This window comes from Pontibacter pamirensis (assembly GCF_010015475.1).
In the GTDB taxonomy this organism is placed as follows: Bacteria; Bacteroidota; Bacteroidia; order Cytophagales; family Hymenobacteraceae; genus Pontibacter; species Pontibacter pamirensis.
Genome location: NZ_SSNI01000001.1, coordinates 261,454 through 281,222 on the forward strand (window position 1 = coordinate 261,454; position 19,769 = coordinate 281,222).

General features: G+C 47.0%; 21 protein-coding genes. 16 read left to right on the plus strand and 5 right to left on the minus strand.

Going from position 1 to position 19,769, the window contains the following annotated elements:
• Position 1: 1 nt before the first annotated feature.
• The 12 genes from map to dnaK all read left to right on the plus strand — a co-directional run bounded on the left by map (position 2) and on the right by dnaK (position 9,201).
• Complete coding sequence (gene map, locus E1919_RS01950; RefSeq protein ID WP_162051644.1) at positions 2–775, plus strand: type I methionyl aminopeptidase; 774 nt, start codon at positions 2–4, stop codon at positions 773–775.
• Positions 776–994, plus strand: coding sequence for a translation initiation factor IF-1 (gene infA, locus E1919_RS01955; RefSeq protein WP_162051645.1), 219 nt, complete (start codon positions 776–778; stop codon positions 992–994).
• 5 nt (positions 995–999) lie between these two features.
• Positions 1,000–1,116: a type B 50S ribosomal protein L36 gene (gene ykgO, locus E1919_RS01960; protein WP_034256541.1), complete on the plus strand. Its 117-nt coding sequence runs from the start codon at positions 1,000–1,002 to the stop codon at positions 1,114–1,116.
• Between the two features lie 12 nt (positions 1,117–1,128).
• Positions 1,129–1,506, plus strand: a complete 378-nt coding sequence (gene rpsM / locus E1919_RS01965) for a 30S ribosomal protein S13 (RefSeq protein ID WP_162051646.1) — start codon at positions 1,129–1,131, stop codon at positions 1,504–1,506.
• Between the two features lie 9 nt (positions 1,507–1,515).
• On the plus strand, positions 1,516–1,908 hold the full coding sequence (rpsK, locus tag E1919_RS01970; RefSeq protein WP_115565612.1) for a 30S ribosomal protein S11: 393 nt from the start codon (positions 1,516–1,518) through the stop codon (positions 1,906–1,908).
• 19 nt (positions 1,909–1,927) lie between these two features.
• A complete protein-coding gene (gene rpsD, locus E1919_RS01975) occupies positions 1,928–2,533 on the plus strand; it encodes a 30S ribosomal protein S4 (protein WP_162051647.1) in 606 nt (201 codons plus the stop codon).
• A gap of 37 nt (positions 2,534–2,570) precedes the next feature.
• Positions 2,571–3,560, plus strand: a complete 990-nt coding sequence (locus E1919_RS01980) for a DNA-directed RNA polymerase subunit alpha (RefSeq protein ID WP_162051648.1) — start codon at positions 2,571–2,573, stop codon at positions 3,558–3,560.
• Between the two features lie 70 nt (positions 3,561–3,630).
• A complete protein-coding gene (gene rplQ / locus E1919_RS01985; protein ID WP_162051649.1) occupies positions 3,631–4,251 on the plus strand; it encodes a 50S ribosomal protein L17 in 621 nt (206 codons plus the stop codon).
• 75 nt (positions 4,252–4,326) lie between these two features.
• Complete coding sequence (gene carA / locus E1919_RS01990) at positions 4,327–5,439, plus strand: glutamine-hydrolyzing carbamoyl-phosphate synthase small subunit (protein ID WP_162051650.1); 1,113 nt, start codon at positions 4,327–4,329, stop codon at positions 5,437–5,439.
• Positions 5,440–5,459: 20 nt separating this feature from the next.
• Positions 5,460–6,737 (plus strand): phosphopyruvate hydratase, encoded by a 1,278-nt coding sequence (eno, locus tag E1919_RS01995; RefSeq protein WP_162051651.1) that lies wholly within the window; start codon positions 5,460–5,462, stop codon positions 6,735–6,737.
• A gap of 89 nt (positions 6,738–6,826) precedes the next feature.
• Positions 6,827–7,123: an FtsB family cell division protein gene (locus tag E1919_RS02000; RefSeq protein WP_162051652.1), complete on the plus strand. Its 297-nt coding sequence runs from the start codon at positions 6,827–6,829 to the stop codon at positions 7,121–7,123.
• Positions 7,124–7,335: 212 nt separating this feature from the next.
• Complete coding sequence (gene dnaK / locus E1919_RS02005; protein WP_162051653.1) at positions 7,336–9,201, plus strand: molecular chaperone DnaK; 1,866 nt, start codon at positions 7,336–7,338, stop codon at positions 9,199–9,201.
• A 629-nt stretch (positions 9,202–9,830) separates the two neighbouring features.
• Here dnaK and E1919_RS02010 read toward each other — a convergent pair.
• From E1919_RS02010 to E1919_RS02030, 5 genes are all read right to left on the minus strand, one after another.
• Positions 9,831–10,169 carry a hypothetical protein gene (locus E1919_RS02010; RefSeq protein ID WP_162051654.1) on the minus strand — a complete coding sequence of 113 codons (339 nt, stop codon included), beginning with the start codon at positions 10,167–10,169 and terminating at the stop codon, positions 9,831–9,833.
• Positions 10,170–10,174: 5 nt separating this feature from the next.
• Positions 10,175–11,242, minus strand: a complete 1,068-nt coding sequence (locus tag E1919_RS02015) for an Ldh family oxidoreductase (protein WP_162051655.1) — start codon at positions 11,240–11,242, stop codon at positions 10,175–10,177.
• 106 nt (positions 11,243–11,348) lie between these two features.
• Positions 11,349–12,293: a Ppx/GppA phosphatase family protein gene (locus E1919_RS02020; RefSeq protein WP_162051656.1), complete on the minus strand. Its 945-nt coding sequence runs from the start codon at positions 12,291–12,293 to the stop codon at positions 11,349–11,351.
• A 44-nt stretch (positions 12,294–12,337) separates the two neighbouring features.
• Positions 12,338–13,147 (minus strand): hypothetical protein, encoded by an 810-nt coding sequence (locus E1919_RS02025; RefSeq protein WP_162051657.1) that lies wholly within the window; start codon positions 13,145–13,147, stop codon positions 12,338–12,340.
• 120 nt (positions 13,148–13,267) lie between these two features.
• Positions 13,268–14,161 carry a class I SAM-dependent methyltransferase gene (locus tag E1919_RS02030; RefSeq protein WP_162051658.1) on the minus strand — a complete coding sequence of 298 codons (894 nt, stop codon included), beginning with the start codon at positions 14,159–14,161 and terminating at the stop codon, positions 13,268–13,270.
• Between the two features lie 112 nt (positions 14,162–14,273).
• Between E1919_RS02030 and dapF the strand changes: the two genes are divergently transcribed.
• The 4 genes from dapF to secA all read left to right on the plus strand — a co-directional run bounded on the left by dapF (position 14,274) and on the right by secA (position 19,760).
• A complete protein-coding gene (dapF, locus tag E1919_RS02035) occupies positions 14,274–15,074 on the plus strand; it encodes a diaminopimelate epimerase (protein ID WP_162051659.1) in 801 nt (266 codons plus the stop codon).
• 53 nt (positions 15,075–15,127) lie between these two features.
• On the plus strand, positions 15,128–15,610 hold the full coding sequence (locus E1919_RS02040) for a GNAT family N-acetyltransferase (RefSeq protein ID WP_237143949.1): 483 nt from the start codon (positions 15,128–15,130) through the stop codon (positions 15,608–15,610).
• The gene (locus tag E1919_RS02045; RefSeq protein WP_237143950.1) at positions 15,607–16,086 is read left to right on the plus strand and encodes a GNAT family N-acetyltransferase; all 480 of its coding nucleotides are present in this window, start codon (positions 15,607–15,609) and stop codon (positions 16,084–16,086) included. The genes E1919_RS02040 and E1919_RS02045 overlap by 4 nt, the downstream gene beginning before the upstream one ends.
• A 293-nt stretch (positions 16,087–16,379) precedes the next feature.
• Positions 16,380–19,760 carry a preprotein translocase subunit SecA gene (gene secA, locus E1919_RS02050; RefSeq protein ID WP_162051662.1) on the plus strand — a complete coding sequence of 1,127 codons (3,381 nt, stop codon included), beginning with the start codon at positions 16,380–16,382 and terminating at the stop codon, positions 19,758–19,760.
• Positions 19,761–19,769: the final 9 nt, after the last annotated feature.

The window sequence follows — 19,769 nt, forward strand, 5'->3', positions numbered from 1 at the left end:
AATGATTAATTATAAAACAGAAGAAGAAATAGAGCTGATTCGCCAGAGTGCTTTGATTTTAAGCAAAGCACATGGCGAAATTGCTCGTCTTATAAAAGAAGGTGTTTCTACGCTTACGTTAGATAAACGGGCTGAAGAGTTCATCAAAGATAGTGGTGGTCAACCGTCCTTTAAAAATTACAACGGTTTCCCTTATAGCCTGTGTATATCAGTTAACGCTACTGTTGTACATGGCTTTCCTAGTAAGTACACTTTGAACGATGGAGATATAATTTCTGTTGATGCAGGTGTTTACTACAAAGGGTTTCACAGCGACTGTGCTTACACTCACGCTGTGGGCAACGTTTCGGAAGAGGTGAAAGACCTCTTGAAAGTGACAAAAGAGTCGCTTTACAAAGGTATTGAAAAAGCAACAGTTGGTTCCAGGCTAGGCGATATTAGTTACACGATACAGGAACATGCCGAAGCGCATGGTTATGGTGTTGTCAGAGAACTTGTCGGGCATGGTATCGGTCAGGATTTGCACGAATCTCCTGAGGTCCCAAACTATGGCCGTCGTGGGCAAGGGATCAAACTTCAGAATGGTTTGGTTATTGCTATCGAGCCCATGATTAATCTCGGAACGCGGCACATTGTGCAGGAAGACGATGGTTGGACGATTCGAACAAAAGATAAAAAACCTTCTGCCCATTTTGAGCATTCCGTAGTAGTGCGTAAGGATAAGGCTGAGATTTTAACAACATTTGATTATATAGAAGAAGCAAAAAAATCATAAATGGCAAAACAGTCGTCCATAGAACAAGACGGAACTATAGTTGAAGCTTTGTCTAACGCCATGTTTAGAGTGGAGCTTGAAAATGGTCATCAGGTAGTTGCTCATATTTCCGGTAAAATGAGAATGCATTATATTAAAATTTTGCCCGGTGATAGAGTGAAATTAGAAATGTCGCCTTACGACCTTACAAAAGGCAGAATTGTTTACCGATATAAATAAATAAAATGAAAGTTAAAGCATCAGTAAAAAAGAGAAGTGCTGATTGTAAAGTTATCCGCCGTAAGGGGAAGCTTTATGTAATCAACAAAAAGAATCCAAGATATAAACAAAGACAAGGATAATTAAATAATAGTATGGCTAGAATTGCAGGAGTAGATATTCCGGATAACAAAAGAGGCGAAATCGCTTTGACCTATATCTTTGGTATCGGTCGTAACCTTTCGCAGAGAATCCTTACAAAAGCCGGGGTGGATCTTGACAAAAAGGTAAAAGACTGGACAGAAGATGAAGCCGGTGAGATCAGATCAATTATTGCAGCTGATCATAAAACTGAAGGTGTGCTTCGTTCTGAGGTGCAATTGCACATCAAGCGTTTGATGGACATCGGAAGCTACCGTGGGTTAAGACACCGTAAGGGTTTACCAGTACGCGGACAGCGTACCAAGAACAACTCACGTACCCGAAAAGGTAAGCGTAAAACAGTTGCTAACAAAAAGAAAGCTGCTAAATAATAATTGATTATGGCTCAGAAAAGAAAAGATAAAGCTAAAAAGCGTGTAGTTATTGTAGAACCAGTGGGTCAGGTACACATTAAGGCTTCTTTCAATAACATCATTATATCAGTAACCAATAACGTAGGTCAGGTAATATCTTGGGCTTCTGCTGGTAAAATGGGCTTTAAGGGTTCTAAAAAGAACACTCCGTACGCGGCTCAGATGGCTGCTGGCGATTGCGCCAAAGTTGCTTATGACCTTGGAATGCGAAAGGCTGAGGTGTTTGTAAAAGGTCCGGGTTCAGGTAGAGAATCTGCTATCCGTACGGTACAAAACACTGGTATAGAAGTAACTTCTATTAAAGATGTTACCCCTCTGCCACACAACGGATGTCGTCCACCAAAACGCAGAAGAGTTTAATTTCAAATTAATTTAAGAAATGGCAAGATATACTGGTCCAAAAAGTAAAATCTCAAGAAAGTTTAACGAAGAGATTTTCGGCCCAAGCAAAGCACTAAAAAAGAAAGCTTATCCTCCGGGGATGCACGGCCGTGGCCGTCGCAAAAAGCAGTCTGAATACGCTGTTCAGCTGAATGAAAAGCAGAAAGCAAAATACATATACGGTATTCTGGAAAAACAATTTGCTAACTTATTTGAGAAAGCTCACAGAAAAGGTGGTATCACCGGTGAGAACCTGTTAGTGTTGCTGGAGTCTAGATTAGATAATACTGTTTACCGTTTAGGTATAGCTCCAACCAGGAGAGCTGCGCGTCAGCTTGTGTTGCATAAGCACATCCTAGTTAATGGCGAAATCGTGAACATTCCTTCATACAGCCTGAAGGTAGGTGAGTTAGTAGCGGTAAGAGAGAAATCCAAGTCTCTTGAGGCTATCACAACATCACTTGCTGTGCATAACGCACGTGCCTTTAGCTGGTTAGAGTGGAATGCAAGCGAAATGTCAGGTAAGTACGTAGCTACTCCTGACAGAGAGCAAATCCCTGAGAAAATTCAGGAGCAGCTCATCGTCGAGCTTTACTCTAAGTAAGCAGCATAATCAATTTATAACCTTTAACACTGCAAGTATGTCAATATTAGCATTTCAAATGCCGGAGAAAGTTGTGATGGAAAAAGCCGACGACTTTCATGGTTCATTTGAATTCAAGCCGCTTGAAAAAGGTTACGGTGTAACCATCGGAAATGCTCTGCGAAGAATTCTTCTTTCATCTTTAGAAGGATATGCCATCACGAGCATCCGTATAGGTGGTGTATTGCATGAGTTTTCGTCTGTTGAAGGGGTGGTTGAGGATGTCTCTGACATTATCCTTAACTTGAAGATGGTTCGCATGAAGAAAATCAGCGAATTGCAGGACGAGAAGATCACTGTGAGTCTCAGTGGTCAGGATACTTTCACTGCTGGTGATATAAACAAATTCACTTCCAGCTTCGAAGTGCTTAATCCGGAACTGGTGATTTGCCACCTGGATCCAAGCATCAATTTCGAAGTAGAGCTTACAGTTCAGAAAGGCCGCGGTTACGTGCCTGCCGACGAAAATAAGCCAGCGGAGCAAGTGTTTGGGCATATCTCGATTGATGCCATCTATACACCTATTAAAAACGTTAAGTTTAGTGTGGAGAACACGCGTGTAGAGCAGAAAACTGACTACGAGAAGCTTGTTCTTGACATCCAGACAGACGGTTCAATTCATCCTGAGGAAGCATTGAAAGGTGCTGCCAACATCCTGATTCAGCATTTCATGCTGTTTTCTGATAATACCATGACTTTTGAAACAGCTAAGCCTGAAGAGGAAGAGGCTGTAGACGAAGAATTACTGCATATGCGCAAAGTTTTGAAGACTTCTCTTCAGGACATGGATTTATCTGTGCGCGCGTACAATTGCCTTAAGGCTGCCGACATTAAAACACTCGGCGACCTGGTGCAGCTGGACATTTCAGACATGATGAAGTTCAGAAACTTTGGTAAGAAGTCTCTGACTGAGTTAGAGAACCTGGTGCAGGAGAAAGGACTGGTTTTCGGAATGGACCTTTCTAAGTACAAATTAGAAGAAGATTAAATAATCTACGGCATAATTCCCGATCCCTTCAAAGGTTGATCGACGGTATGCACGTGCACAAATTACAATAATGAGACACGGTAAAAAAATCAATCACTTAGGAAGAACGGCGTCACACCGTAAGGCAATGCTGTCGAACATGGCAGCTTCCCTTATCCTGCACAAGCGCGTATCTACTACAGTAGCCAAGGCGAAAGCACTGCGTAAGTATGTGGAGCCTTTGTTAACTAAATCTAAAAACGATACTACTCACTCCAGAAGAACTTGTTTTGCTTACCTGCAGAACAAAGAATCTGTAAAGGAGCTTTTTGATGAAGTATCTGTAAAAGTAGCAAACAGACCAGGCGGATACACCCGCATCCTGAAAACTGGCTACAGACTGGGTGACAATGCAGAAATGTGTGTTATCGAGCTGGTAGACTATAATGAGGATATGCTGACAACAGCTTCAACTGCTACTGGTGGTGCGAAGAGAACGCGTCGCCGTGGTGGTAAGAAGGGCAGTGATGCTGCTAACACAGAGGCTTCAACAGCCACTGCACCAGCAACTGATGCTGGAACAGCAGCTCCGGCTGTAGAAGCAGCAGCCCAGGCTGAAACTGAAACTCCTGCATCATCTGTTGACACTAAGGCTACGGATGCTCCTGCAGAGTCTACTGATTCTAATGAAGAGACAAAAGATGCTAAGTAAGCTTTTTTTGTAAATATTTTAAAGGGACATGACGTAAGTCGTGTCCCTTTTTTATTTTTGTAACAAATCATTATTATGAAGAAGCAAATTTCAACAGAAGCGATACTTCTTTTAGAAGATGGCACCGTTTTTAAAGGTAAAAGCCTGGGACGTATTGGTACATCAGGTGGCGAGTTATGTTTCAACACCGGGATGACAGGTTACCAGGAAATTTTTACTGACCCCTCCTATTATGGGCAGATGGTTGTGACCACTGTATCTCATGTTGGTAACTATGGCGTACAACATCAGGAAGTAGAGTCAGACAAAATCCAAATCAGCGGCCTGGTTTGCAAAGATTTCTCCAGTCACTTTTCCCGACAAACTGCCGAAGGCTCTTTGCAGGACTATTTTGAACAAGCAGGAGTGGTGGGCATTTGTGAGATAGACACCAGAGCGCTGGTACGCCATATCCGCGATAAGGGAGCCATGAACGCAATTGTCTCTTCTGAGACAACAGACATGGATGAGTTGCGTAAAAAATTGGCAGAGGTGCCATCGATGGCTGGCCTTGAGCTATCCTCGAAAGTGAGTACACCTGAAATCTACCACTTTAAACCTGAGGAGGTAAAGTATAGAGTAGCAGTGCTTGACCTTGGTGTAAAGCAAAATAGCCTCAAAAATCTGGTAGCGCGTGGCTGTGAAGTAAAGGTGTTCCCGTACAATACACCCTTCGAAGAAATGGAACAGTGGAACCCAGATGGTTACTTTATATCCAATGGACCCGGAGATCCTGCTGCCACGACAGTAGCAGTAAACAGTGTGAAGCAGATGCTGGAGAAACAGAAGCCACTATTTGGTATCTGTATGGGACACCAGATGCTGGCACAGGCTAATGGAATAGCTACCTATAAAATGCATAACGGTCACCGCGGTTTAAACCACCCTGTGAAGAACCTGCGCACAGGCCGTTCTGAAATTACAAGCCAGAACCATGGCTTCGTAGTAGATGCCGAGCAATTGCAAAATCATCCGGAAGTAGAGGTTACACACATCAACCTTAACGATAATACTATTGAAGGTATCCGCATGAAATCAAAGCCTGCCTTTTCTGTGCAATATCACCCCGAATCATCTCCAGGACCACACGACTCAGAATACCTGTTTGATGATTTCATCGAACTGTTAGAACAAAGTAAAATCAAGTAAAACTATTTTAGAAACAAAACATGAGCTTAATCACAGACATCAAAGCGAGACAAATCTTCGATTCAAGAGGAAATCCTACTGTTGAAGTAGATGTAACGACAGAATATGGTGCATTTGGCCGTGCCGCAGTGCCTTCAGGGGCATCTACGGGCGTGCACGAAGCAGTAGAACTGCGCGACAACGATAAGAGCAAATACATGGGCAAAGGCGTACTGCAGGCTGTGCAGAACGTGAACGAGAAAATTGCCGAAGAACTTATCGGTTTCCAGGTGTATGAGCAGAACCTGCTTGACAAGATAATGATCGAACTGGATGGCTCCGGCAACAAAGGTAACTTAGGTGCCAACGCTATTTTAGGTGTGTCACTGGCTATTGCCCGTGCAGCTGCACAGGAGCTGAACATGCCGCTTTACCGCTATGTGGGTGGTGTAAACGCCAACACATTGCCAGTGCCGATGATGAACATCCTGAATGGCGGTAGCCACGCAGACAATGCCATCGACTTCCAGGAGTTCATGATTATGCCTATAGGTGCTGAGTCTTTCTCTGAGGCCCTGCGTATGGGCTCTGAGGTGTTCCACCACCTGAAGAACGTACTGAAGAAAAAAGGACTTTCTACAAACGTAGGAGACGAAGGTGGCTTTGCCCCAAACATCGCTTCTAACGTAGAGGCAATAGAAGTAGTACTTCAGGCAATTGAAACTGCCGGTTATAAGCCAGGAGACGACATGATGATTGCCATGGATGCTGCCTCCTCTGAGTTCTACGATGCTTCTTCGGGAAAATACCACTTTAAGAAGTCTACCGGCGAAAAGCTTTCTTCTTCTGAAATGGTGAGCTACTGGAGTGAGTGGGTGAATAAGTACCCTATCATTTCACTGGAAGACAGCATGGCCGAGGATGACTGGAAAGGCTGGAAAGAGTTGACTGACAAAATCGGTGACAAAGTACAGTTAGTAGGCGATGACCTGTTCGTAACAAACGTGGACCGTCTGCAGCAAGGTATAGACCAGGGCGTTGCCAACTCTATCCTGATTAAAGTAAACCAGATTGGTACGCTAACGGAGACTATCGATGCGATTAACCTTGGCCGTCGCCATGGCTATAAGAGCGTGATGAGCCACCGTTCAGGTGAGACAGAGGACAACACCATTGCTGACCTTGCTGTTGCCCTGAACACAGGCCAGATCAAGACTGGTTCAGCTTCGCGCTCAGACCGTATGGCAAAATACAACCAACTGCTTCGCATTGAAGAGGAGCTGGGTGAGGTAGCTTACTTCCCGGGAAGAAAGTTCTAGTAACACAGAACATAAAATAAATATGGTAAGGCTGTGGGTTATCTGACTCACAGCCTTATTTTTGTATAAGCACTTTTATCTCTACCGCTATGTACAGACGCATTCCCAGAATCTTCCGCAACTTCTATTTCATCACCTCTTTCCTTTTTTTAGTCTGGATGCTCTTTTTCGACTCCAACGACTTTATTACGCAGTACCAGATGAGCAAAACCCTCAGCAATTTAGAGGAGGAAAAGGAGCATTACCTGGAAAAGATGGACGAAGTACAGCAGGACCGCAAGGAACTGATGAGTAATGCGGAGCTGCTGGAGAAGTTTGCCCGCGAGAAATACCTGATGAAGCGCCCGAACGAAGACGTATTCATCATCGTGGAAAAAGAAGATTAGGAATCTTTAGCGCAAGGTTCTGCACTATCAGTAGAGGTGCCTAAGAGGATGAGCACCCACAGGCAATTAAGTAATCAATGGCGACCTGTAGCCCAATCAGGAGCTATACCTATACCGCTTATCCCACAAACAAATCTCTCCCCAAATTATTTGTAACTTTGTGCCCATGTGTCACCGCTAAATAGTGGTGACCTCACGTAATAACAGATACTATGGCAAAAGTTGCAATAAACCTTTCTACTGGTGCGCTTCAGCAGGCAGAAGTAATAGTAGGCATAGATTTAGGAACGACCAACAGCTTGGTGGCCTACATCCATCCTGAAGATAAGAAACCCATCGCAATCAACGACCAGGGCCGTGGCACCATTGTGCCCTCGGTGGTGCATTTCGCGCAAAACGGCGAAACGCTGGTGGGTACAGAAGCAAAAGATTACCTCATTACAGATCCTGCGAATACCATCTATTCAATAAAGCGCTTGCTTGGTAAATCCTACAGGGACCTTGGCGAGCATAAAGACTACTTTGGGTATAAGATTATAGATGATGATAGCGAAGGCTTGGTAAAGGTCCGGGTGAAGGATAAGTTCTATTCACCTATAGAGTTATCAGCAGAGATATTAAAAGAGCTGCGCGAACGGGCAGAGCATTCGCTTAAAACGCCGGTTAACCGTGCCGTTATTACCGTACCTGCCTATTTTAACGACTCACAGCGGCAGGCTACCCGCGATGCCGGTAAGCTGGCAGGGCTGGAGGTGCTGCGCATCGTGAATGAGCCAACCGCAGCGGCACTGGCTTACGGTATCGGTATAGACCCGAATGAGGAGAAGACGGTGGCGGTATATGATTTAGGTGGCGGTACATTCGATATCTCTATTCTGAGCCTACACCAGGGCATATTCGAAGTGCTTTCTACCAATGGTGATACTTACCTGGGTGGTGATGACTTCGACCGCGCCATCATCAACCACTGGATAAGCGAAAATCAGCTTGTTGCGGATACCATCAACCAGGATAAGAACCTGTCGCAGGAGCTGCGCCTGAAGGCTGAGGAGGCAAAGAAAGTGCTAAGTTCGCAGGAAGTATATACCAGCAACATCAACGGAGAAATAGAGTGCCACCTGGAGCGACATACCTTTGAGAGACTAGTAGCGCCGATTGTGGCGAGAACAATGGAGAACTGCCGCCAGGCAATGGCCGATGCGAAGCTGAAGCCGGAGCAGATTGACGCCGTGATTATGGTGGGAGGTTCTACCCGCGTGCCGATGGTATACGATGCTGTGTCAGAGTTCTTCGGAAAGCCGGCAAACAATTCGCATAATCCGGATGAGGTAGTAGCGCTGGGCGCTGCCATCCAGGCCGATATTCTGGCCGGAAACCGCAAAGATATCCTGCTGCTGGACGTAACGCCGCTCACGCTGGGAATCGAAACCATGGGCGGACTAATGGACCCTATCATTTCCAGAAACTCCAAAATACCAACGAAAGCCGGCCGGCAGTACACCACTTCTGTGGACGGACAGGTGAACATGAAGATCTCCGTTTTCCAGGGCGAGCGCGACATTGTGAAGGAAAACCGCAAGTTGGCAGAGTTCGACCTGAAAGGCATACCGGCCATGCCTGCGGGTTTCCCTAAGGTGGATGTGAACTTCATCCTGAATGCGGACGGTATCCTGAAGGTAGAGGCGATTGAGGTTCGTTCCGGCACACGGCAGGAGGTAGAAGTGAAGCCACAATATGGCTTGACTGATGAGCAGGTAGAGCAGATGCTAATGGACTCCATCACCCACGCCAAAGACGATGTATCGGCGCGTATGCAGATAGAAGCTCGCAGCACAGCCGAGCAGATGCTGTACCAGGTAGAGCGCTTTGTAGATAAAAATGCAGAGCACCTGACAGAGGAGGAGGTGGCCCTAACCCGTAAGAATGTACAAAACTTGAAAAATGTATTAGCCTCCGGTGGTGACAAAGATGCTATTTATGGTGCTGTGGACGTGCTGGAAGCGCAGACGAGCCCTTTTGCAGAGCGCGTGATGCAGATATCTATCAAGAAGGCCATGTCTGGGAAAAAGATTGATTAATGATACATATAGCTAAGAATAAAAAGCGCTGGCAGGTTTCTGTCAGCGCTTTTTGATTTTATAGTAGAAGCAGTTGTCATCCTGTAAGAATCTTGGTTGAAGAGAGGTTAAGCTGATGTCATATATAAATAATTTTGCCTAAGCTCGCGTGGTAGCTGTTCATCCAGCGGCATCTCACCTACAGTTGCATTGTTTCTCTCTGAGCTCTCAAGGCCGAGAGGCCTCGTCTTTGGGCATCGCGCTGGGAGTTTTTTGCGCCAGGGCGCTGCCGCGCGAGCGGCACCAAAAATCTCCAAAGACGCTCAACCCAAAGACTGGAAACACCTTCACTCCGTGCTGGCGGATGAGTAAGGTTGTGTAGAAGGGTAAGGAGATATATACATGGACACTCCATATAACACCCATTTTGTCAGCTCGAAGGAAAAGTGATTCCAGTTTTTCTGAGAGGCGCCTTGTAGATTTCTGGTGCCACGCTAGTGGCAGCCGGTAGGCAGGAAATGTACACAGCGCCGAACGGGAAAACGCACCCTCGCGGGAGTGGAGCGCTAAGTTACATCCATGCAAGAGGCCGCTCATGAGTCGCTGGAGGAACCACCACTACGGCAGCTTAGACAAAACCAGTTACCAAATTAATTCAACACGCCCAACACAAACTCCAGCAAATTATAATTAAAATAAAGCAGCGTGACCGCCACAATCACCCCCACCATCACATTGGCATACGGCGCATCCTGTTCCCGTACTTCCCGCACGCCCCAGTAGGTATAAGCCAGCAATGCTACTAGTGCATAAAGCAGCAGCAGAATAGGGATAGCCAGCAAAACCTCTACAGATGCAAACCGCCAGAAGTAGTTCAGGCCAAGCCACAGCACGTTCAGCGCCCAGGCGATCACCATCATCAGGATACTTCTGCTTCCGGAGCCTACGCCAATGCCTTTGAAAAACCTTGCTGTAGAGGTTTCTGCCATATCTTTTATAGTTTAATGCCGAAGCGCTTGCCCAGTTCCTCCAGGTCGCGCGCAACAGGTGGCAGCAGCGGAATTCCTTTCTTCAGGCGCTTCTCTGTCATCTCACGCTCCGGGTCTCCCGGAATTAGCACCGCCTTCTGGCCTTTCTTTACTTTTGCTTTACGGAAAGTTTCAATCCAGTTGTCCATATGCGCTTTAAACTCGTCGGCCGGACGGAAAGCATCCACACGCATGGCACCCAGGAAATGACCGATGCCCTCCCCAACCAGGTTCTCAGCTACTGGCAGAAAGCTTACAAATGGAGGCACCCACGGGCCATAATTAGCACCTGAAAGCACAGCAGAGAAAATATCGACAATAGAAGCAAGGGCATAGCCTTTATGGCTTCCGTGCACTTTGTCGCTACCCAATGGCAGCAGGGCACCACCGTCCTTCAGTTCATTGGCATTGGTAGACCGGTCTCCTGCTTTTGTCTGAATCCAGCCTACGGGTGCCTTTTTCTCTTTCCGCTGCAGAATCTCCAGTTTGCCATTGGCAGCAGAGGCAGTGGCAAAGTCTGCTACAAACGGGGGCTGGTTTTTAGTAGGTATAGCTACCGCAATCGGGTTTGTGCCCAGCATACGGTCAGTAGAGAAAGTCGGGGCCACCAGTGGCGAAGCATTCGTCATGGCAATACCAATCATGTCGGATGATAATGCTTCCATGGCATGATAGCCTGCAATACCAAAATGGTTCGAATTTTTCACTGATACCCAGCCGGTGCCTACCTTGGCTGCCTTGTCGATGGCGATGTCCATGGCCTTTGGGGCAATCACCAGGCCTAAGCCGCCATCACCGTCTACAGTAGCGGTGCTGGGTGTTTCGTGCACAATGCGCATGTTTGGCTTTGGGTTGATGCGGCCAGCCTCCCACAGGCGTACATAGCCACTTAAGCGGGCTACGCCATGAGAATCCACACCACGTAAATCAGCTTCTAAAAGTACCTCGGCAGCTAGCTTGGCGTCTTTGGGCGGGCAGCCCATGTGCAGGAAAACTTCTTGTGTAAAATCGAAAAGTTGTCTGTATGAATGCATAAAAGATTGTTCTCTGATAGAGGCTGCAAATTAACAAATTATAGAATGAATGCCTTACCTCCTGAATGGTACTGTAAGGGAGAAAGGCTATACTTCATGCATGGGTCTATACTCGTTCTTCCTCCAGCACCTTCTGCAAAACACCCTCCTTCAGCGCATAAGCAGAAACACGTATTTCCTGCAGGTTGTAAGTTTCCAATACAAAGGCAACAGCAATGCTTGCCAGCACAATCATGTCCACGCGCATCTCCAGCATACCCGGTATAGCAAGGCGTTCTTCATGATTTTTGCGGAGCAGGTCGTGGTGTATCTGGTAAAAGTCGCCTATAGGCAGCACAGAGGCGGCAGGTTGGTTCTGCTGCCGGCTGAAGTCGCCTTTGCTTTGGGCATCAATGTCACAGAGGGTGTCGAAGGTACCGGAAGAACCTACTAACACAGTTGGTTTATACTGTTCCACCGCCTCAGTGAGTGGCTGTAGTTTCTCTTTTAAGTATGATTTTTCAGCTTCGGCATTCTCCGGTGCAATGGGGTCTTGCTTGAAAAACTGATCCATCAGGCGCTGCGCCCCGATTTCGAAGCTGCGTTTCCAGAAAATCTCCTGCTTATTGCAGATGATAAACTCCACGCTGCCACCGCCAATGTCCATCACCAGCGATGTCTGCTCATCCAGTACGCCGGCTGATCGCACACCATAGTAGATGAATTCCGCTTCCTTGTCTCCGTCAATTACCTCCACCTGTATATCCGTCCACTTAAAGATGTCTTTGATGAAGTCATCGCCGTTGGAGGCATTTCGCACCATGCTCGTCGCCATCGCCCTTACCGTCTCCACCTCATACTCATCGATCTGCTTTCTGAAATCCTTGAGTGTCCGAATGGCGCGCTCATAGGCTTCCGGCGCAATGGCTCCATTGCTGATACCGCCCTGCCCCAAACGAACCGGCACCTTCGTTTTAACGAAGTCCTGTTGGTTCCCATTTTTATCTACTTCTGTAATAAGCAGGTGAAAAGTGTTAGTGCCCATGTCGATGAGTGCGAAGCGGTTTTTCATGGTTGCAATAATTGTTAATTTAAGAGTATTAGAAGACAGCCTTTTTATTTGAGTGTTTGAGTTTGAGGGGCAAAAAAGAAGTTCTTGTCCTCTTCTTTATGAAACTTTTTTAATGCTTTAAAGGAAACAAAATTAGATTTAAGCTCCTTCAGAGGTACAATATAGAGTTGTTCGGGGCTCGCTCCTTTTCCTCCAATTCCTATTGCAATGAAAACAGGTACATTTCGCTTTGCCTCAAAATTCTGATATCTTTTAAACTGTTCAGGATTGGCAACCTCAACTCCTCCTTTATAAAAGTTGCTCTTCCATTTGCATTCTACAGCAAATTCTGAAGTTTGCTCTTTTAATTCGAATTCTAAAATTAGGTCAGGTTGTTGTGTTGTTTCAGCATACACTCCTTCAACATATTTATCCCCTGCCCATTCTTTGATTTTGAAATACTTCTTATTGAACTTCTTAACTATAAATTTTTCAAAATCATAACCATTCTTCTTATTGATGTCGATTGTTTCTGTTTCTGCTGTTTCACCTGACTGGGAAATTCTGCTTTCAATGTCTTTGATAACACTATCATAATCCAGCCCCTTATTGTCGACTATTTGTTTAATAATAGTTTGTTCCTTAGGTGTAAAAACGCCATCAACAATAGCCATATTAATTGCTTTTTCTAATTCATCATTATCAGGAATTTGCTCAACTGGCCCTGCAGTTAACGCAACAGCAGACTCTGCGATTGGTGCAGCTGATTCAACGGCACGTGCAACTGGCTCTGCTGATGTCTTTGAAGAAGAATAAACAAATAAACCAGCAATAAAGCTGATGAAACCAATTATCATTAATACTAATCCTGTCATTTTGCTCATCTTTTTTATGTGTATCTATAAGACTAAACATATGCCAGATATAACCCTGTGGGACTATAAATCTATCGAAGGCAAGTAAATGACATTAATTATATATTAAAAATTTAACACCTATTTTCCCGCCGAAGTAAACCTAAATAAAGTCCCTAAAGGCAATCTCCTGTTGCCGCTATCATGCAGGTACAACTCCCCCAGTTCTTCATTCTGCACCTGCTCCCCAAATGTTCCCCGCATCAGGTTATCCAGAATCATAGCGGAGAAGCCGATGGAGTAGAGGTTGATGAGCAGGAAATAATCTGTCTTGTCGAGCAGCTCGCGGCACAGCTTCACCATCTCGTTCAGCTCGTTTTCCAGTTGCCACTTTTCGCCGTTCGGGCCGCGGCCATAAGAAGGTGGGTCTAGGATGATGCCATTGTAGGTGTTGCCGCGCTTTACCTCACGGCGGGCATATTTCATGGCGTCTTCTACAATCCAGCGCACGTTGTCGAGGTTGCTGGCTTCCATGTTATCACGGGCCCAGAAGTTCACCTGCTTCACTGAGTCAAGGTGTGTCACGTCGGCGCCGGCGGCTTTGGCAGCCAGTGTGGCGGCTCCCGTATAGGCGAACATGTTTAATACCTTTGGCTGTGGCGTTTTTAATTTGCGGGTAGTATCGTAAATAAATTTCCAGTTGCTGTCCTGCTCCGGAAACAAGCCCACATGCTTAAAGGATGATAACCCTAAACGGAAACGCAATTTCAGGTCGTTATAGTTGTAGTTGATGTACCACTGCTCAGGCATTCCTTTCTTCAGTTGCCACTGGCCTTTCTCGGTGCTGTTTTTGTCGCGGGTGAACACGGCATTGGCCATACGCTGCCACTCCTGCTCCGGAAGGTGCTTGTCCCAAATAGCCTGAGGCTCAGGACGCGCCACATAATATTGGCCAAAGCGCTCCAGTTTCTCAAAATTTCCGGAATCTATTAATTCATAATCATCCCAGTTTTCTGTTGTAAGAAAGGAATACATATCTTTGTCGTTAATTTCTGGCTGGTGCCGGTTGGAGGTAGAGGCAAAAGTACTTAATATCCACCAAACCTTAAAAAGTGCACGCAGCCGACTTTTTATTTGTTACAACGATATGGCAATAACCTTTTATAAGTACCAGGGCACGGGGAATGACTTCGTGATGGTCGATAATCGTAAACATTCTTTCCCTACCGACGATGAGATGTTGGTAAAGCAAATTTGTGACAGACGCACCGGCGTTGGGGCAGATGGCTTGATTCTGCTGCAGGACCATCCGGACTATGACTTTGAGATGGTGTACTACAACGCTGATGGCCGCTTAGGCTCCATGTGTGGGAATGGCGCGCGCTGCACCGTGCGATTTGCAAGACAATTGGGTGTGATAGAAGACGTAGCTTGTTTTCTGGCCGCCGATGGAGAGCATCAGGCCAGCGTGGAGCGCGACCTTATCCAGCTCAAGATGAATGACGTGCATGATACAGAGAAGATTGGAGAAGATTTTTACCTGAACACCGGTTCTCCGCACTATGTGCGATTTGTAGATAATGTGCAGGACCTGGACGTGTATGCAGAAGGCCGCGCCATCCGCTACAACGACCGCTTTGCAGCAGAGGGCACGAACGTGAACTTTGTTGAGCGGATTTCAGATAATGAAATATTTGTGCGCACCTATGAGCGAGGTGTGGAAGACGAAACACTTTCGTGCGGAACAGGTGTAACCGCCTGTGCTTTGGTGGCAGGCTTAAAAGGGCTAAAGAACCCTGTGAAGGTAAAAACCTTAGGAGGTGAGTTAAAGGTAACCTTCAAACAAGAGGAAGATACCTTTAAACATATTAACTTGGTAGGGCCGGCGAAGCAGGTCTTCACAGGTTCAGTGCCGCTGCAGCAGGCACAGCCACAACAGCAACTGTAAACCCAATTCGGATCAGCGTGTTGCTACGTTCAGAAAAAACATACCTCAGAGCTTTGGAATCCTCTGATCTGGATTTCCTGTATACCCTCGAAAACGACACGTCTGTCTGGCATGTAGGCAATACCCTCACCCCCTACTCGAGGTTTGTCCTGCAAGCGTACCTCGAAAATGCCACCCTCGACATTTACACTGTAAAACAGCTGCGGCTGGTTATCTGCAACCAGGAGGACCAAGCTGCCGGAGCTGTTGATCTTTTCGATTTTGACCCCTTGCACAGGCGGGCAGGAGTGGGTATTGTAGTGGCTGCTCCGCATAGGGGGAAGGGACATGCGCCAGAGGCACTTCAATTATTGCTGGACTACTGCCAAAACACGCTGCTGCTACACCAGGTATACTGCACTGTTACGGCTACAAATCTGGCCAGCATCAATCTTTTTCAGATAGCCGGTTTCGAAAGAGTTGGTATCCGGAAAGACTGGCTGCAAACACCCACTGGCTGGCAGGACGTGGTGGAGTTTCAGAAGGTGCTTTCATGAGAAATGTTTCAAGTAATCTTTGTGCTGATATGGTAGGAATTACTTTTCGCCGCGCAACAGTAGGAGATATCGAAGGCATGTCCAGAGTGCGAATGGCCGTCCTGGAAAACAGGTTGTCAGATCCTGCGCTGGTTACTCCTGCTATGTACAGTGAGATGCTGCAGGAAAAAGGAGCTGGCTGGGTATGTGAGGCAGCGGGTGAAGTGGTCGGCTTCGCGATAGTAGACATTTCGCTATCAAATGTCTGGGCGTTGTTTGTGGACCCTCTTTTCGAGAATAAAGGGATTGGCAGGCAACTGCATAACCTGATGGTAACCTGGAGCTTTGCTGCCGGGCAATCTAAACTATGGCTTTCTACGGACCCCGGTACCCGGGCAGAAGCATTCTACAGAAAGGTCGGTTGGGTGGAAACGGGTATAGAACAGAACGGAGAAATCAGGTTTGAGTTAAACAAACCTAATTCCACGATACACTAATTATAGTTCAAGCCGCTCAACGTCTCCATCAGAAAGAACCAACAGCAGGAAAATAGTAGCGATCAAAATCGAACTTCTGCCACATTGCCACACGTTACCTAGTATGGCATAGCTTATTATGCTGCTGGTTTAAGCATATTGAAAGCTATATGCTTTAGCGGTAAATTTGGCAGAAAAGCTATACAACTGTTATTCTGGTACTGTTTTAGTACAAGACACCAAGAATGTCGGAAAAACAGCTTATTTTTGACGACATTACGAACAGAAGATTTAAATAAAGAAGATACATACACATGTTTGATTTTTTCGGTAAAACCGTTGCGAAACTATTCGGAACCAAATCCGACAGGGATATTAAAGAGGTTGTACCTTACGTATCTAAAATAAACGATGAATACCTTAAGCTTGCGGATATCACCGATGACCAGCTTCGCCAGAGAACGGAGGAGATCAAGGGCATTATTGACGAGCGGCTGAAGCCCACAGACGATAAGATTGCTGCGCTACACAAGCGTATTGTCGATGAGCCGGAACTGAACATTGTCCAGAAAGAGAATATCTTCGCTGAGATTGATGAGCTGGAGAAGTCGCGTAACAAAGAGCTGGAGGTGGTGCTATTGGAAGTGCTGCCTGCTGGTTTTGCTGTTGTGAAGGAAACAGCCCGACGCTGGAAAGAAAACGGCCAGATGGTAGTATCTGCTACCGACCTGGACCGTACGCTGGCTGCCCGCAAGCCGAATGTGCAGATTGACGGCGACAAGGCTATCTGGGCAAACAGATGGTTAGCCGCAGGCAGTGAGGTGACCTGGGACATGCTGCACTATGATGTACAGCTGATAGGTGGCGTGGTGCTGCACCAGGGTAAGATTGCGGAGATGGCGACGGGTGAGGGTAAAACCTTAGTGGCCACTTTGCCTGCTTATCTGAATGCACTGGCGAAACGTGGTGTGCACGTGGTAACGGTAAACGACTACCTGGCTAAGCGTGACTCTGAATGGATGGCGCCTTTGTTTGAGTTTCATGGCATCTCCATCGACTGCATCGACAAGCACCAGCCAAACTCAGAAGCCCGGCGCAATGCCTACAAGGCTGACATCACCTACGGTACCAACAACGAATTCGGCTTCGACTACCTGCGCGACAATATGTCCAGGGAGCCGCAGGACCTTGTACAACGCAAGCACCATTATGCTATGATTGATGAGGTGGACTCCGTGTTAATTGACGATGCGCGTACTCCTTTGATTATATCCGGTCCGGTGCCTCGTGGCGATGAGCACGAGTTTTACCAACTGAAGCCACGCATTGCTATGCTGGTAGAGGCGCAGCGTAAAATTGTGAACAATTACCTGACAGAGGCAAAACGCTTAATTAAGGAAGGAAAAACAGAGGACGGCGGTCTTTCCCTGTTCCGTGCGTACCGTGGTCTGCCAAAGAGCAAGCCGCTGATTAAGTACTTGAGCGAAACAGGTAACCGTGCCGTGCTACAGAAGACAGAGAACTTTTACCTGCAGGATAACTCACGTCAGATGCCAGAAGCAGATGAGCCGCTGTACTTCACTATTGACGAAAAGCACAACCAGATTGAACTGACGGAGAAAGGTATTGACCTGATAACCGGACAAGGCGAAGATCCTCACTTGTTTATTCTGCCGGACATCGGTACAGAAATCGCGAACATCGAGAACGACAAATCGCTCTCTGAAGAAGACCAGCTGCACGCAAAAGAAAAACTGATAGCAGATTATCAGGATAAAACGAAGCGCGTGCATACGATCAACCAGCTGCTGAAGGCGTACACCCTATTTGAGAAAGACACAGAATATATTGTAACAGCAGACCACAAAGTAAAAATTGTGGATGAGCAGACAGGCCGCGTAATGGAAGGCCGACGCTATTCTGACGGCTTGCACCAGGCAATTGAGGCGAAAGAGAACGTGAAGGTAGAAGATGCCACACAAACTTACGCAACGGTTACACTGCAGAACTACTTCCGTATGTACCACAAGCTTTGTGGTATGACTGGTACTGCCGAAACAGAAGCAGGCGAGTTCTGGGATATATATAAGCTGGATGTGGTGGTTATTCCGACTAACCGTCCGATTCAAAGAAAAGACGAGCACGACAAGGTATTTAAAACTACCCGTGAGAAGTATAATGCCGTAGCCGACGAGATTGTAGAGTTGACAGAGAAGGGCCGTCCGGTGCTGGTAGGTACAACTTCGGTAGAGATATCGGAGCTCCTGAGCCGCATGCTGACCATGCGCAAGATCAGGCACCAGGTACTTAACGCTAAGATGCACCAGAAAGAAGCAGAAATTGTAGCCGAGGCTGGTAAGCCAGGTACGGTAACAATCGCGACGAACATGGCTGGTCGCGGTACCGACATTAAGCTGGCACCGGAATCAAAGGCTGCCGGTGGCCTGGCCATTGTAGGTACAGAACGCCACGAGTCCCGCCGTGTAGACCGTCAGTTGCGTGGTCGTGCCGGCCGCCAGGGAGACCCGGGTTCTTCACAGTTCTTCGTGAGTTTGGAAGACAACCTGATGCGTTTGTTCGGATCGGACCGGATTGCCCGCCTGATGGACCGTATGGGTCTGGAAGAAGGCGAGGTGATTCAGCACTCCATGATCACGAACTCGATTGAGCGTGCGCAGAAGAAAGTGGAGGAAAACAACTTCGGGCAGCGTAAGCGCCTGCTGGAGTACGATGACGTGATGAACGCACAGCGTGAAGTGGTGTACAAGCGCCGCCGCAACGCTCTGTACGGCGAGCGCCTGGAGCTGGATATCTGGAACATGATCTACGATATCAGCGAAGACGTGGTGGTGAGCTACAAGAACATCAACGACTACGAAAACTTCCAGCTGCACAACATCCGTGTGTTTGGTATAGATACCCATATAACAGAAGATGATTTCAAATCAACGCCGGCCAACCAACTGGCAGAGCGCCTTTATAACGAGGCACTGAATCATTATCTGGAGAAGAATAAGAAAACAGGTGAGCAGGCCTATCCAATTATCTCCGACATCCATCAGAACCGTGGGCCGATGATTGAGAATGTAGCGGTGCCGTTTACAGATGGTAAGCGCCAGCTGGCTGCCGTAGCCAACCTGACCAAAGCGTACGAGTCGCATGGTATGGAGCTGATCCGAGCCATGGAGAAAATTATCACGCTGGGCACCATCGACCAGGCCTGGACAGAGCACCTGCGCCAGATGGATGACCTGAAGCAAAGTGTGCAGAACGCGGTGTACGAACAAAAAGACCCGCTGTTGATTTACAAGTTCGAGTCGTTTGAGCTGTTTAAGCGCATGATCGGAAAAGTGAATGAGCAGACGATCCAGTTCCTGTTCCATGCCTATATTCCGGTGCAGGCACCGCAGCAGGTGCAGCAGCCTATAAGGCCACCAATGGCACCTAAGCCACCGGTGCTGCAGGAGCAGAAGCAGGAAGTGCATTCATCGCTGGAGGATCAGCAAGGCCGCACAACGGCCCCGCCAGCTCCGGAACCAGAAAGGATTATGCCTGCGCACTCACAGAAGGTAGCAGGTCGTAACGACCGTGTAAGCGTGCAGTACAGCGATGGCCGTGTGCTGAAAGATGTGAAGTTCAAGAACGTGGAGGAAGACCTGCTGAACAACCGCTGCATGCTGATTGACGAAAAATAGGGTGAATCA